The sequence below is a fragment of the Saccharopolyspora gloriosae genome (assembly GCF_014203325.1).
Classification (GTDB): Bacteria; Actinomycetota; Actinomycetes; order Mycobacteriales; family Pseudonocardiaceae; genus Saccharopolyspora_C; species Saccharopolyspora_C gloriosae.
This window is the reverse complement of sequence record NZ_JACHIV010000001.1, coordinates 4,589,113-4,603,387: the sequence shown is the minus strand read 5'-3', so window position 1 is coordinate 4,603,387 and position 14,275 is coordinate 4,589,113. Positions and strand designations below refer to the sequence as shown.

8 protein-coding genes and 1 pseudogene are annotated in these 14,275 nt (G+C 72.1%); 2 read left to right on the top strand and 7 right to left on the bottom strand.

All coding sequences use genetic code 11. The features are described 5' to 3' along the window. Window positions 1–177: 177 nt before the first annotated feature. Window positions 178–6,186: pseudogene (locus BJ969_RS20110) on the top strand (SDR family NAD(P)-dependent oxidoreductase); the annotation flags it as partial. Window positions 6,187–6,271: 85 nt separating this feature from the next. Further along, the gene (locus tag BJ969_RS20105) at window positions 6,272–7,459 is read left to right on the top strand and encodes a cytochrome P450 (RefSeq protein ID WP_184480945.1); all 1,188 of its coding nucleotides are present in this window, start codon (window positions 6,272–6,274) and stop codon (window positions 7,457–7,459) included. 343 nt (window positions 7,460–7,802) lie between these two features. Here the strand turns inward: BJ969_RS20105 and BJ969_RS20100 are convergent, their stop codons facing one another. From BJ969_RS20100 to BJ969_RS20070, 7 genes are all read right to left on the bottom strand, one after another. After that, entirely contained in the window at window positions 7,803–8,642 is an 840-nt protein-coding gene (locus BJ969_RS20100) for a GNAT family N-acetyltransferase (RefSeq protein ID WP_184480943.1), read from the bottom strand. Between the two features lie 53 nt (window positions 8,643–8,695). Continuing rightward, window positions 8,696–9,364 (bottom strand): enoyl-CoA hydratase-related protein, encoded by a 669-nt coding sequence (locus tag BJ969_RS20095; RefSeq protein ID WP_184480941.1) that lies wholly within the window; start codon window positions 9,362–9,364, stop codon window positions 8,696–8,698. A gap of 68 nt (window positions 9,365–9,432) precedes the next feature. Then, complete coding sequence (locus BJ969_RS20090; RefSeq protein ID WP_184480939.1) at window positions 9,433–10,101, bottom strand: helix-turn-helix domain-containing protein; 669 nt, start codon at window positions 10,099–10,101, stop codon at window positions 9,433–9,435. A gap of 132 nt (window positions 10,102–10,233) precedes the next feature. Then, window positions 10,234–10,431, bottom strand: coding sequence for a ferredoxin (locus BJ969_RS20085; RefSeq protein WP_184480937.1), 198 nt, complete (start codon window positions 10,429–10,431; stop codon window positions 10,234–10,236). 31 nt (window positions 10,432–10,462) lie between these two features. Further along, the gene (locus tag BJ969_RS20080; protein WP_184480935.1) at window positions 10,463–11,629 is read right to left on the bottom strand and encodes a cytochrome P450; all 1,167 of its coding nucleotides are present in this window, start codon (window positions 11,627–11,629) and stop codon (window positions 10,463–10,465) included. 32 nt (window positions 11,630–11,661) lie between these two features. After that, window positions 11,662–12,714 (bottom strand): DegT/DnrJ/EryC1/StrS family aminotransferase, encoded by a 1,053-nt coding sequence (locus BJ969_RS20075; protein ID WP_184480933.1) that lies wholly within the window; start codon window positions 12,712–12,714, stop codon window positions 11,662–11,664. After that, window positions 12,714–14,111: a glycosyltransferase gene (locus BJ969_RS20070; RefSeq protein ID WP_184480931.1), complete on the bottom strand. Its 1,398-nt coding sequence runs from the start codon at window positions 14,109–14,111 to the stop codon at window positions 12,714–12,716. Before BJ969_RS20070 ends, BJ969_RS20075 begins: the two co-directional genes overlap by 1 nt. Window positions 14,112–14,275 lie beyond the last annotated feature (164 nt).

Sequence of the window (14,275 nt, the reverse complement as noted above, 5' to 3'; positions counted from 1 at the left end):
CTGTCCTCGGGAGGAAGCCGCTGAGAACCCGCCGGTGGTCGTTGTGCTCGGGTGGTCGCTGCTCAGCGGCTTCGCCGCTGACGAGGAACTGCTCGGAAACCTCTCGCACCGCCTTCCGGGGAGCACCTGCCCGCCCTGCCACCCACAACAGGAACTCGATCGAAAGAAGGACCGGCGATGCCTGACGAAAGCACACTCGTCGACTACCTGAAGTGGGTCACCGCGGATCTGCACGAGACGCGGCAACGGCTCCAGGACGCGGAGTCCGGCAAGCACGAGCCGGTGGCGATCGTCGGCATGGCCTGCCGGTTCCCCGGCGCCGATTCGCCGGAGCGGCTCTGGGACCTGCTCTCGGCGGGCGAGGACGCGATCACCGGCTTCCCGGCCGACCGCGGCTGGGACCTCGACGCGCTCGGCGACGGGCGCAGCGCCACCGCCGAAGGCGGATTCCTGCCCGGCGCGGCCGATTTCGACCCCGGCTTCTTCGACATCTCCCCGCGCGAGGCCGTCGCGATGGACCCGCAGCAGCGCCAGGCGCTGGAGGTGTCCTGGGAGGCGCTGGAACGCGCCGGGATCGACCCGAAAGCGTTGCGCGGCAGCCGGACCGGCGTGTTCGTCGGCACCACCGGCCAGGACTACATCCACCTGATGCTCGCTTCCAGCGAGGACCTCGAAGGCCACGCCTCCACGGGGATGGCGGCGAGCGTGCTCTCCGGCAGGTTGTCGTTCGCACTCGGGCTGGAAGGCCCGTCGCTGACCGTGGACACCGCGTGCTCGTCGTCGTTGGTGGCGCTGCACCTGGCCGCGCAGGCGCTGCGGTCCGGCGAGTGCTCGATGGCCCTGGCCGGGGGCGTCACGGTGATGACGACGTCGGCGAACTTCTCCTCGTTCAGCAGGCAGGGCGGGCTCGCCCCCGACGGGCGCTGCAAGGCGTTCTCGTCCGACGCCGACGGCACCGCGTGGTCCGAGGGCGTCGGGCTGCTCGTGGTGGAGAAGCTCTCCGACGCGCAGCGCCACGGCCACGAGGTGCTGGCGGTGCTGCGGGGCAGCGCGGTGAACCAGGACGGCGCGTCGAACGGCCTGACCGCGCCGAACGGCCCGGCGCAGCAGCGCGTCATCCGGCAGGCGCTCGCCGGTGCCGGACTGTCCACTTCGGACGTCGACGTGGTGGAGGCGCACGGGACGGGCACGAAGCTGGGCGACCCGATCGAGGCGCAGGCGCTGCTGGCGACCTACGGCCGCGACCGGGACCGGCCGCTGCTGCTGGGGTCGGTGAAGTCGAACCTCGGCCACACCCAGGCCGCCGCCGGCGCCGCCGGCGTGATCAAGGTGGTGCAGGCGATGCGCCACGGCGCGCTGCCGCCGACGCTGCACGTGAGCAGCCCGTCCGAGCACGTGGACTGGGACACGGGGTCCGTCGAGCTGGCGACCGCGAGCACGGCGTGGCCCGAGGCGAACCATCCCCGCCGGGCCGGTGTCTCCTCCTTCGGCATCAGCGGCACCAACGCGCACGTGATCTTGGAGCAGGCTCCGGAACCCGCCCAGCCCGAATCCGCCCAGCCCGAGACCGCCGAGCCCGAGCAGCGGATTCGCCCGGCCGCGGTGCCGTGGCCCGTTTCCGGCCGGACCCCGCAGGCGCTGGCCGCGCAGCTGGACCGGATCACCGCCTTCCACGCCGGGCACCCCGAGACCGCCGCCGCCGACGTGGCGCACTCGCTGGTGACCGGCCGGTCCACGTTCGAGCACCGCGCGGTGCTGTTGGCCACCGAGTCCGGTGTCGACGAGGTCGCGCGCGGCGCGGTCGGCGCCGAACCGGGCAGGCTCGCGGTGCTGTTCTCCGGCCAGGGTTCGCAGCGGCTCGGCATGGGCCGCGAGCTGCACGCCCGGTTCCCGGTGTTCGCGGCGGCGTTCGACGCGGCGCTCGCCGAACTCGACCGGCACCGGGACGGCTCGCTGCGCGACGTGATCTGGGGCGCGGACGAGGCCGCGCTGGAGGACACCGGCAACACCCAGCCCGCGCTGTTCGCCGTCGAGGTCGCGCTGTACCGGCTCGTCGAATCCCTCGGCGTCACGGCGGACCTGCTCGGCGGCCACTCCATCGGCGAGATCGCGGCGGCGCACGTCTCCGGAGTGCTGTCGCTCGCGGACGCCGCGAAGCTCGTCGCCGCCCGCGCCCGCCTGATGAGCGCGTTGCCCGCGGGCGGCGCGATGACCGCGGTCCAGGCCACCGAGGCCGAGGTCGTGCCGCTGCTCAACGGCACCACGTCCATCGCCGCGATCAACGGGCCGCGCTCGGTCGTCGTCTCCGGTGACGAGGCGGGCGTGCGGGCCGTCGCGGAGCGGCTGGCGGCCGACGGCCGCAAGACCAAACCGCTCGGCGTCAGCCACGCGTTCCACTCGCCGCTGATGGACCCGATGCTCGACGAGTTCCGCGCCGTGGTGCGGGAGCTGTCCTTCGGCCCCGCCGCGATCCCGATCGTGTCGAACCTGACCGGGGAGCGCGCGCGCTCCGAGGAGCTCGGCTCGCCGGAGTACTGGGTGCGCCACGTGCGGGAGGCGGTGCGGTTCGCCGACGGCGTCCGCGCGCTCGCCGCCGAGGGCGCGAAGACCTTCCTGGAGCTGGGCCCGGACGGCACGCTCTGCGCGATGGCCCAGGAATCGCTGCCCGACAACGCCGTGGCGGCTCCGGCGCTGCGCAAGGACCGCCCGGAGGAGGCGGCGTTGGTGACCGCGCTCGGCCGGTTGCACGTCCGCGGCCTGCGGGTGGACTGGTCCGAGCTGCTCGCCGGGACCGGCGCGCGGCGCGTCGACCTGCCCACCTACGCGTTCCAGCACGAGCGGTTCTGGCCGAAGGCCGCCGCCGGTGCCGTGGACGCCACCGGGCTCGGGCTGCGCTCGGTGCACCACCCGGTGCTCGGCGCGGCGATGGGACTGGCCGACACGGGCGCGGTCGTGCTGACCGGGAGCCTGTCGGCGAGCGCGCAACCGTGGCTGCCCACCGGGCGGGCCGTGCCGGAGTCGGTGTTCGCCGAGCTCGCGCTGCGGGCCGCGGACGAGGCCGGGTGCGCGCGGGTCGAGACGCTGACCGTCGGCACCGGTCTCGTGCTGCCCGCGGGTGAACCGGTCGCCGTGCAGGTCAAGATCGGGGAGGCCGACGAAGAGGGGCGGCGCGCGCTGACCGTGCACGCCCGCCCGGCGGACTCCGAGCATGGCTGGACCGAGCACGCCACCGGCGTGCTCACCGCCGACCCGGTCGAGATCGACTTCTCCGGCGAAGTGCCCGGCGGTGCCGAGCAGCTGGCCGACGACGCGTCGTTCGCGGTGTGGCGCCACGCCGGGGAGGTCTTCGCCGAGGTGGCGTTGCCCGCGGACGACACCGGCCCCGGCCACGACCTGCACCCGGCGCTGCTGGACGCGGTCGTGCGCGCCGCCGCGCACGTCGAGTCCACTTCGGACTCCGCGCGGGCGGTCCGCTGGGACGGGATGTCCCTGCACGCCACCGGAGCCACCGCGCTGAGCCTGCGCGCGAGCCGCCACGCGGACGGTCCGGGCATCGAGGTCGTCGCCGTCGACGGCCGCGGAAACCCCGTGCTGGTGGTGGAATCCCTGACCCTCGACACCAGCGGACAGGCGCCGGTGGCCCGCGAATCCGGCCAGGACTCCCTGTTCGGGCTGCGCTGGGTCCCCGGGCCCGCGCCGGAGCCCGTCGGCGGCAAGCGCTGGGCGATCATCGGCGGCGACGAGTTCGACCTCGCCTACGCGCTGCACCGCGCCGACGAAGCCGTCGTCGGCTACGGCGAGACCCTGGCGAGCACGGCGAGCGGCAGCGCGGTGCCCGACGTGTTCCTCATCCCCGTCACCGGTGACGCCGCCGCCGGCCCGCAGGCCGTGCACGACCTCACCCACCGGGCGCTGGCCGTGCTCCAGGAATGGCAGTCCGACCAGCGCTTCGCCCGATCCCACCTGGTCTTCGTGACCCGAGGCGCGGTCGCGGTGGACGGCGAGACGCCCGCCGACGTGGCCGCGGCGGCCGTGTGGGGCCTGGTGCGCTCCGCGCAGGCCGAGGACCCCGGCCGGTTGCTGCTCGTCGACCTCGACGACGCCTTCACCTCCGCGGCGGTGCTGCCCGGACTGCTCGACGCCGACGAGCAGCAGATCGCCGTGCGGCAGCGGGAGATCCGCGTGGCGCGGCTGCTGCCGCTCGACGGCGAGGGAGCCGTGGACACCGCGAGCTGGGACCCCGAAGGGACCGTGCTCATCACCGGCGGCACCGGTGGGCTCGGCGCCGAACTGGCCCGGCACCTGGTCGCCGAGCACGGCACCCGGCACCTGGTGCTGGCGAGCCGCCGCGGACCGCAGGCGCCGGGAGCGGTGGAGCTGCGCGCGGAACTCACCGCGCACGGCGCCGACGTGCGGATCGCGGCCTGCGACGCCGCCGACGGCGCCGCGCTGGACGGCCTGCTCGCCGAGATCCCGGTGCAGCACCCGCTCACGGCCGTCGTGCACACCGCCGGGGCGCTCGACGACGGGGCGATCGGCTCGCTCACCCCGCAACGCCTGGACGGCGTGCTGCGGCCCAAGGTGGACGCCGCCTGGCGCCTGCACGAAGCCACCCGCGACCTCGGGCTCACCGCGTTCCTGCTGTACTCCTCGGTTTCCGGTGTGATGGGCGGACCCGGCCAGGGCAACTACGCCGCGGCCAACGCCTTCCTCGACGCCCTGGCCCAGCACCGCCGCGGCGCGGGTCTGCCCGCGCAGTCGCTGGCGTGGGGTCCGTGGGCGCCGACGACCGGCATGACCGGCGAGCTCACCGAAGCCGAACTGGAGCGGATGGCGAACTCCGGGTTGCCGCCGCTGTCGCTGGAACAGGGACTGGCGCTGTTCGACGCCGCCCTCGCCCGCGACGAGGCGCTGGTGGTGCCGATCCGCGCGAAGGCCTCCGGGATGCGGGCCCAGGGCCACGTGCCCTCCGTGCTGCGCGGGTTGATCCCCGCCGCCCGCCGCACCGCCGCCGCGGCGCGATCCGGCGGAACGCTGCGCGACCGGCTCGCCGACGCCGACGCGGCCGACCGCCGCAAGCTGCTCACCGGACTCGTCATCGAGCACGCCGCCGCCGTGCTCGGCCACCGCGACGCGTCCGCCGTCGACGCGGAACGGGACTTCCTGGAACTGGGCTTCGACTCGCTGATCGCGGTGGAACTGCGCAACCGGCTCGGCGAAGAGCTCGACCTGCGGCTTGCGGCATCGGTCGTGTTCGACACGAAGACCCCGGCCGCGCTCGCCGACCGGATCGACGGCGAACTGGGCGACCGCATCGGTGTCGCCGGCGGCCGGTCGCAGGGCAACCCGCACGACACCCTGGTGAACCTGTTCCTCACCGGCGTGCACTCCGGCAAGCAGAAGGAGTCCATGCGGATGCTCGGCGCGGTCGCCGCGACCCGCCCGACCTTCGAGACCCCCGCCGAGCTCGCCGAACTGCCCGAACCGGTGACGCTGGCCGACGGCCCCACCGACCCCCGGCTGATCTGCGTGAGCTCGCCCGGCGCCACCGGCGGCGTGCACCAGTACGCCCGCATCGCCGCGCACCTGCGCGGCACCCGGCACGTGTCCGCGCTGCCGCTCGTCGGCTTCGAATCGGGGGAGGACCTGCCCGAGCACGGCACGGCCGCCATCCGCTCGGTCGCCGAGAGCGCGCTGCACGGCAGCGACGGCGACCCGTTCGTGCTGGTCGGGCACTCCACCGGCGGCACCATCGCCTACCACGCGGCGGGCGTGCTGGAGGACACCTGGGGCGTGCGGCCGGACGCGGTGATCCTGCTGGACACGCTGAGCCTGCGCTACGACGGCAACGACGACATCGACTACGACGAGGTCGCGAGCTACTACCTCGCCGACATCGACTCCCCGTCGGTGAACCTCAACAGCTCCCGGCTGTCGGCGATGGTGCACTGGTACAACAAGGTCGCCGCGATCACCGACGCCCCGGTGACCACCGCGCCGACCCTGCTGGTGCGCTGCTCGGTCCCCGTTCCCGGCAGCCGCGGCACGAAAGCGCCGCCCGCCATCGACACCGACGCGGTGCGCACCATCGAGGCCGACCACCTGTCGCTGGCCAAGGAGCACTCCGAGCTCACCGCGCAGGTCATGCACGACTGGCTGGCGAGCCTCGTGCCCGCGAGCACCTGACCGCTCGCCGGGTCGCCGCGTCCGGCGCGGCGGCCCGGTCCCGTTCGTCCGACCGGAATCCACCCACACCGCGGAGGAATCGCCCATGAGTCAATCGCTCGACCTGCCGAAGCTGGGCACCGGCCCGTCCGCCATGCTCCGGCCTCCGGAGATGCTGCGGAATCTCCAGGAGCAGGCGCCCATCTGCAAGGTGATCACCCCGGCGGGCGACGAAGCCTGGCTGGTCACCCGGCACGAAGAGGTCAAGGAGCTGCTCAAGGACGAGCGGATCAACCGGTCGCACCCGGATCCGCCGTCCGCGCCGCGCTACGTCGACACCCCGTTCTTCAACCTGCTGATCACCGACTCGGACCCCGACGAGGCGACCCGGCTGCACAAGTCGATGCGCGCGCTGCTGACGCCGAGCTTCTCCGCGCGCAGGCTCGCCCGGCTGCGCCACAAGGTCGAGGCGCTGGCCGAGGACATGGTGCAGGCGCTGGTGGACAAGGGACCGCCCGCGGACCTGCACAACGACTTCTCGCAGCCCTTCGCCCTGCAGGTCCTCTACGAGCTGATCGGCATCCCCGTCGAGGACCGCATGATGATCCTGCAGCTGATGGGCCGGATGGCGGTGCTGCACGACCCGGTCTCCGCGGAGAAGGGCGCCGAGGAGCTGTTCGCGTACATCTCCGCGCTGGTGGGCCGCAAGCGCGGGCAGCCCGGCGACGACGTGATCTCGCGGCTGTGCGAGGCGGGCGTCGAGGACGAGCGCATCGGCACCCTCGCGGCGGGCGTGCTGTTCGCCGGCCTGGACAGCGTGATCAGCCACATCGACGTGGGCGTGCTGGTGCTCGCGAACAACCCCGACAAGCGGGACCTCGCGATGCGCGACGCGGGCACCATGGCCATCGCGGTGGAGGAGGTGCTGCGCGCGGCCAAGGCGGGCAGCTCCATGCTGCCGCGCTGGGCCGCCGGGGACGTCGAGATCGGCGACGTCACGATCAAGGCGGGCGAGCTGGTGCTGCTCGACTTCACCCTGTCGAACTTCGACACCCGCGCCTTCGACGCCCCGGACACGTTCGACGTGACCCGCGCGCCCAACCCGCACCTGACCTTCGGGCACGGCATGTGGCACTGCATCGGCGCCCCGCTCGCGCGGGTCGAACTGCAGACCGCGTTCAGCACGCTGTTCCGGAAGATCCCCGACCTGCAGGTGGCGGTCGCTCCGGAGGACCTGAAGCTGGAAAGCGGCCAGCTCTCCGGAGGCCTCCTAGAACTCCCTGTCACTTGGTGAGGTGGTTTTGAGGGGGGCTCGTTCTGCTTTGGGGGTCGGGTAGCGGAACCTCAGTCGGTCTCTCGCTGCGGGATCTTTTTCCCTAGTGGCTCCGCCACGAGGGAAAAAGCTGTCCTCGCGAGAGACCGACTGAGAACCCGCCGGTGGTCGGCTTTTGGACGTGGGCTATTCGCTTCGCGAATACAGGCACGGCCTTCGGCCGCTAGGGATTCGGCTTCGCCGTTCCTGTGGTGCTGATCGGGAGCTCGGTTCACCTCGGGGCGGTTTCGCGCTGTCGTCCGTGTCTCGCACGGCGACATCGCACTCTGCGGAGATATGCCGTTGGGGATCGAGTCCTGGCCGGTCAGGTGCGGGCGCTGCGGGATGAGGTGCTCTTGCGCAGGCCGAGGCTGCGGCGGACCTGGTGCAGCACCAAGTGGGTCATCAGGCTGACCGGGTGGAACGCGACGACGAGCAGCACCGCGTCGCGCGGGCCGAGCAGTTCCGCGAACCACTCGTCGAGCTCCGCGCGGTGCGAGGTCGGACGTTCCGTCCACAGCTCGGATTCGTAGGCGTCGGTGATGACCGAAGTGGCCGGGTCCAGCCGGTCGGCCTGGCCGAGGTCGGCCGCGGCGTCCGCCGCGATGCGCCGGACGTGCTCCGGGATCTCCCTGCCCGGCGCGGGCCAGGTCGTGTCGTCGCGACCCGTGGCGGCCGACCACCCGCTGTAGACCAGCGGGTTCGCGGTGCGCATCACCGCGTGCAGGCTGCGCGGCGCGGCCTTGGCGATCGCCGCGCGCAGCAGCGCGCGCCAGAGGGTGCTGGAGATCCCGGTGCCCTGGTGGTCCGGGTGCACTCCAGCGGAATTGGCGTAGAAGCAGGTGCGCCCGCCGAACTCCCGGTCGTTGCCGGCCACCCACCCGGCGGGAACCCCGTCGCCGTCGAGGGCGATGACGAGTCCGGAGAGCTGATCGAGCTTCTCGTCGGTCAGCCACTCCTGCCAGTACGCCTCGTCGGTACCGGTGAACGTCCGGACCGCGACCGCCGGGAACGTGCGGCGCAGGTACTGCCGGGCAGGCTCGGAGAGCCGGGCGCGCACATCGGTCCACAGCAGACCGGTGAAACCCGGCCGCACGGAGACCTTCTTCGCCCCCTGGAGCAGTTCCGGCGGGCAGTGCGGTGCGGTCGAATCGGGGGTGGGCATCGCTACCTTCCAAGTCGGCTCGGGCGTTCCGAGTCCGGTTTCCGTCGTGGGGATCAGGGCTGCGCGGCCGGTTCGGCGGCGCGGAGCAGGGCGGCCGTCGCGCCGAACACGGTGGTCTTGATCGTCCCGAGGGTGTCGCGGTTCTTGCCCGCCAGCGGGCGCACGAGCTCCGCGGCGTTGCTCGCCACCGCGCCCTCGGCGGCCGTCTCGTCCACTAGCCCGAGCTCGCGGGCCTGCGTCCCGCCGAAGCGCCGTCCCGTCGTCATCGACGCGATCGCGGCGGCCGGGGTGAGCTTGTGCTGGATCAGCGCGGCCATGCCCGGCGTGAACGGAACGTCGATGTCCACTTCGGGGAAGCAGAAGAAGCCGCGGTCGGCGCGCATCACCCGGAAGTCGTGGGCCACGGCCAGCATCGCGCCCGCGCCGAACGCGTGGCCGTTGACCGCCGCGACCGTCGGGACCGGCAGGGTGAGCACGCGGGCCAGCAGTTCCTGCACCTCGGTGCGGTAGGACGGCAGCTCCTCGGGGTGCCGCACGATCCACTCCAGGTCGAGGCCGTTGGAGTAGCACTTGCCGTGGCCGGTGGTGACCAGCGCGCCGGAGGCTTCGACGACGGTGTCCAGCGACGTGTTCACGGCCTGCAGCCAGTCCGGGGAGAACCTGTTCTCGTCGTCTCCGAGGTCCAGGGTGAAAACGCCGTCGTCCTCGTGCAGCGCGGGCATGGTGATCCTCTCTCGCAGGGGTTTCCGGGTCGTGCGACCAGCTTGGGCGGTGTTCGGCGGCTTCGCCGCTACGCGGGGTGGGAGCCCCGGTTCGCCGGGGCGGGCGGGTCCAGCGCGAGGATCGCGCGCACCGCGGCGTCGAGGCGGGCCCGCACGTCGTCGGAGATCCGCGGCGCGCCGTCCGCGCCGACCTGGATGAGGTCCCGGCGCAGCAGCGCCGTCGGCAGGTCCACGACGCACGTCGTGACCACCTCGACGCTGCGCCCGTCGCGCCGCGACCACAGCGCCGACGCCAACCGGCACAGCACTTCGGCGACCAGCCTCCGGTCCAGCCCGAGCAGCGCGTCCGCGAGCTCGCCGGGCAGGTCGGGGCCGAGCAGCTGCTCCCGGCGCACCGTCAGGAGCATCCGGGCGGCGGCCGGGCGCTGCTCCGCGAACCGCGCGGGCGCGTCGGCGGCGGCGACCACCGCGTTCGCCGCCGCCTCGAATCCGGGAGCGTCGCCGAGTGCCTGATCGATGAGCGTCGTCTGCAGGTCGAGGAAGTCCGTCGCGGCCCGCAGCCACATCCGCCCGCGCAGCGCCGCCAACGAGCCGAAGGCGTGGTAGATCGCCCCGTTGGGCACCCCGGTCTCCGCCGACAGCAGCCGCGCCGTCAACCGCTCCGGCCCGACCTCCACGGCGAGCCGCTCAGCGACGTCGAGGACCTGGTCGAGATCGTGCACGCGGGGCCTGGGCATGCCGTCACCGTAATGGAGCACCCGCTCCACAACAAAGTGACCTGCACCGCAGGCGGGCGTGCCACCGCCGGAAACACGAGTGCGGGGCGCCCCGTCAGGACGCCCCGCACTGGTCGGGTATGCGCGAGCCGGTCAGGCCTCCTGGACGGTGATCGCCTGGGAGGGGCAGATCAGGGCCGCTTGGCGCACGTCGTCGGCGTGCTCCGCGCCGGGGGTCTCGTCGAGCAGCGTCACCACGCCGTCGTCGTCCTGGTCGAACACGTCGGGCGCGGACAGCACGCACTGTCCGGCGCCGACGCAGCGCTCGGTGTCCGCGATGATCTTGAGCATGTGATGGGTCTCCTTCGGGAACGGTGCGTGGTCACCAGCGAACCGGCAGCGAGTGCAGCCCGAACAGCACGCCGTCGTACTTGAACGGCAGCTCGTCCACCGGTTTCGCCAACTCCAGCTTAGGGATGCGGTCGAACAGCACCTGGTAGGCGAGGTCCATCTCGCCGCGCACCAGGTTCTGCCCGAGGCACTGGTGCACGCCGTAGCCGAACGCCACGTGGTGCCGCGCCGAGCGGGACGGATCGAACCGGTGCGGGCAGCCGAAGGCCTCCTCGTCGTGGTTGGCCGCGGCGACCAGCGGCACGATCCCCTCGCCTGCCTTGATCGTCTGCCCGCTGATCTCCAGGTCCTCCACGGCCACCCGCAGCGCCACGATGTCGGCGACGGAGTGCAGCCGCAGCAGCTCCTCCACGATGCCCTCGGTGCCGATCCACTCCGGGTGCATCAGCAGCGTGAGCACGCCGAGCGCGATGTTGTTCGCCGTCGTCTCGTGCCCCGCGATCAGCAGCAGCATGGACACCCCGGACAGCTCCGCGGCGGACATGGTGCCCGCCGCCAGCAGCCGGCTGATGAGGTCGTCGGCGGGGCGCTTCTGCTTGAGCGAGATGAGCCGGTTGAGGTAGCGCAGCAGCTCCTTGGTGGCCGTTTCGCGCTCCTGGTCGGTGGCGGTGGTGCTGACCAGGGTCCGGGTCTTGGCCTCGAAGAAGTCCCGGTCCGCCTTCGGCACGCCGAGCAGGCTGGAGATCACCAGCGACGGCACCGGCAGCGCGAAGTCCGCCACCAGGTCCGCGGTGTCGCCCGCGGCGAGCATCGCGTCGATGCGGTCGTGCACGACCTGCTCGATGGCGGGGCGCATCTCCCTGATCCGGCGCACCGAGAACTCGGAGATCAGCGTCTTGCGGAACCGGTCGTGGTCCGGCGGGTCGAGCGCGACGAACCAGCCGGGCATGGTGTCGGGGGAGGGCACGCCGCCGGTCTTGCCGAGCAGGCTGGGGAATCCAACGTGTGTCGGGTTCGAGCTGACTCGCCGGTCGGTGAGCACGGCGCGCACGTCCTCGTGCCGCGTCACCAGCCACACGACGGCGCCGGTGGGCAGCCTGGAACGCACCAGGCCGGGTTGTTCCCGGAAGCCCGCGTACTCGGCGGGCGGGAACGACGCGCCGGGGCGGCGCAACGGGAAGTCGACCACGTCGGCCATGATCCGCTCTCCATCGTCGGGTGCTGCTGCGGTCAGTTCGCGGCGTAGAACTCGCGCACCTTGCCGACGACGTAGTCCTGGTCGTCGGCGGTCAGACCGGTGTGGGTGGGCAGGTAGAGCCCGTCCTCGCTGAACCGGGTGGCGTTGAGCGACGGCCAGTCCGGGTCGAGGTAGCCGGGCTGGCGGCTCATCGGTTTGAAGAACAGCCGGGTCTCCACGCCGTGCTCGGCGAGGAAGGCGCGCAGGCCCTCGCGGTCGCGGGCGCGCAGGTCGTACATCCACAACACGTCGCGCGGCGGCATCAGGGTGATGCCGTCGACGTCGCGCAGCCCGTCGTCGTAGCGCTTCTCGATGTCCCGGCGCACCGCGAGGATGTGGTCGAGCTGCTCGGTCTGGGCGAGCGCGACCGCGGCCTGCATCGCGGTCATCCGGAAGTTGTAGGCGAGCTTCTTGTGCAGGAAGCTGTGGTCGCGGGAGAACGCCATGCCGCGCAGGTGCGCCATCTGCTCGGCCAGCCGCGGGTCGTCGGTGACGCAGATCCCGCCCTCGCCCGCGGTGATGATCTTGTTGGCGAACAGCGAGAAGCACGCGATGTCGGCGACCGGCGCGACGCCGTGCGCCTCCGCGGAGTCCTCCACCACGCGCAGGTTGTACTCGTAGGCGAGCTCCATGATCGGATCCATGTCGCAGCGCCTGCCGTAGATGTGCACCGGCATGATCACCTTGGTGCGCGGGGTGATCTTCTCCTCGATCCGCGCGACGTCGATGTTGAGGTCGTCGCCGCAGTCCACGAACACCGGAGTGGCGCCGGTGTAGGTCACCGCCCACGCCGAGGCGATCATGGTGAACTCGGGGACGATCACCTCGTCGCCCTCGCCGACGCCGAGCGCCCGCAGCGCCAGCGTCAGCGCCGTCGTCCCGGACGAGCAGGCCACTCCGTGCGCGGATCCGTTGTAGCGGGCGAACTCCTCCTCGAACCGCCGCACGAACGGCCCCTGCGAGGAGATCCAGTTCTCGCTGATCGCTTCGCTGGTGTACTCCAGCTCGCGCCCGTGCAGCCACGGCTTCGAAACGGGGTAGCGCATCAGAGGCTCGCCTTCTCCGCCGAGAGCGCGGGCAGCGCCTGCAGCAGGTCGGCGGCGGCTTCCCGGCCGCCCGCGTCGTTGAGCAGCTGGCCGAACTTCTGGGCGTTGTCGCGGAACGACCGGTCGTCGAGCACCCGGACGAGCTTGTCCAGCGCGTCCTCGACGTCGATCGTCTCCGGCCGGTCCAGGGTGAGGCTGACGCCGAAGTCCGCGCCGCGCACCGCCTGGTCGTCGCAGTCCACCCACAGTGGACGGACGACGAGCGGCTTGCCGAAGTGCAGGCCCTCGTGGAACGCGTTGCCGCCGGCGTGGGTGAAGAACAACTTCACGTTGGGGTGGGCGAGCACGTCGAGCTGCGAGGGCACCCACTTCTCCACCCGCAGGTTCGCGGGCAGTTCGTCCGGCAGCAGGTGCTGCTGCTCGCCGGGCAGCTTCCACAGCACGTGGGTGCCGCGCTCACCGAGCCTGCGGGTGACTTCCAGCAACGCCTCGACCTGCTCGGCGGTGAGCCGGGTGATGGTGCCGAATCCCATGTACACCACGGAATCGCGCGTGCACAGCCACTCGGTCAGCCCGTCGTCGTCCGGTGCCTGCGGCAGCGGCGGCACCATCGTGCCCACCAGGCGCATGGTGTCCGGCGGGGTGAACGGGTAGTCGAGCTCGCGCACCGAGTAGCACAGCACCATCGCCGCGTGGTCGATGCGGGACATGAACCCGCCCGCTTCCTTCGACACGCCGAGGTCGTCGCGGATCCGCTGGTCCCGCGCGGCGCGCTCGCGCAGCTCCGCGGTCATGAACATGCCCAGGGTGCGCCACTTGAACAGTCTGTTGGTCAGCCGCTGCAGGAAGTTCATCTCGTAGGGCAGCCCCGAGTGCGGGACGGGGAAGTTCGGCCCGGTGTAGGACTTGCCGAACGGCACGTGCGAGGTGAGCACGTTGCTCGGCATGAACGGCACGCCGAGCACGAACGGGATGTTCTTGGTGATGGCGAGTTCGTAGCCGTAGGAGCACATGCTCTCCACGACCATCAGCGCGGGCCGGATCTCCTCGACCGCGGCTTCCAGCGCGCGGTACTTGTCGATGCGCGCCTCGGGGGAGAAGGTGTGCCGGATGACCGCGCGGTGCGCCTTGAACCGGGAGCGCTGGGTGACGTCCGCGTAGGTCTCGTCGTCCCAGGTCACCGCCGACATCTCCGGCACCACCGGGCCGAGGGAGACGAACTCGACGGGACTGTCGGCCTTCAGCGCCGCGACCTCGTCGGCCCGGTTGTCGTCGGTGGCGAAGTGCAGGTCCGGCACGCCCCGCCGGGACATCTCCTCGGCCAGCACGAGCAGGGGGTTCAGCAGACCGCTCTCCGGGTAGCTGACGAACAGGATCGGCCGCCGGGTCGACTCCATGAACACGCCCTTCGCGAGATCGGCATCCCGGCGGCGGGAAGTGCCGGGAGTAGACGAAGACTGTTCTCCCACACCAACATCCGGAGAATCCCTAGTCCTGTTGGGGAGTCCGCTTGTATGGCCTGCGTAGGGGTCGGGTAGCGGAACCTCAGCGGCTTCCTCGC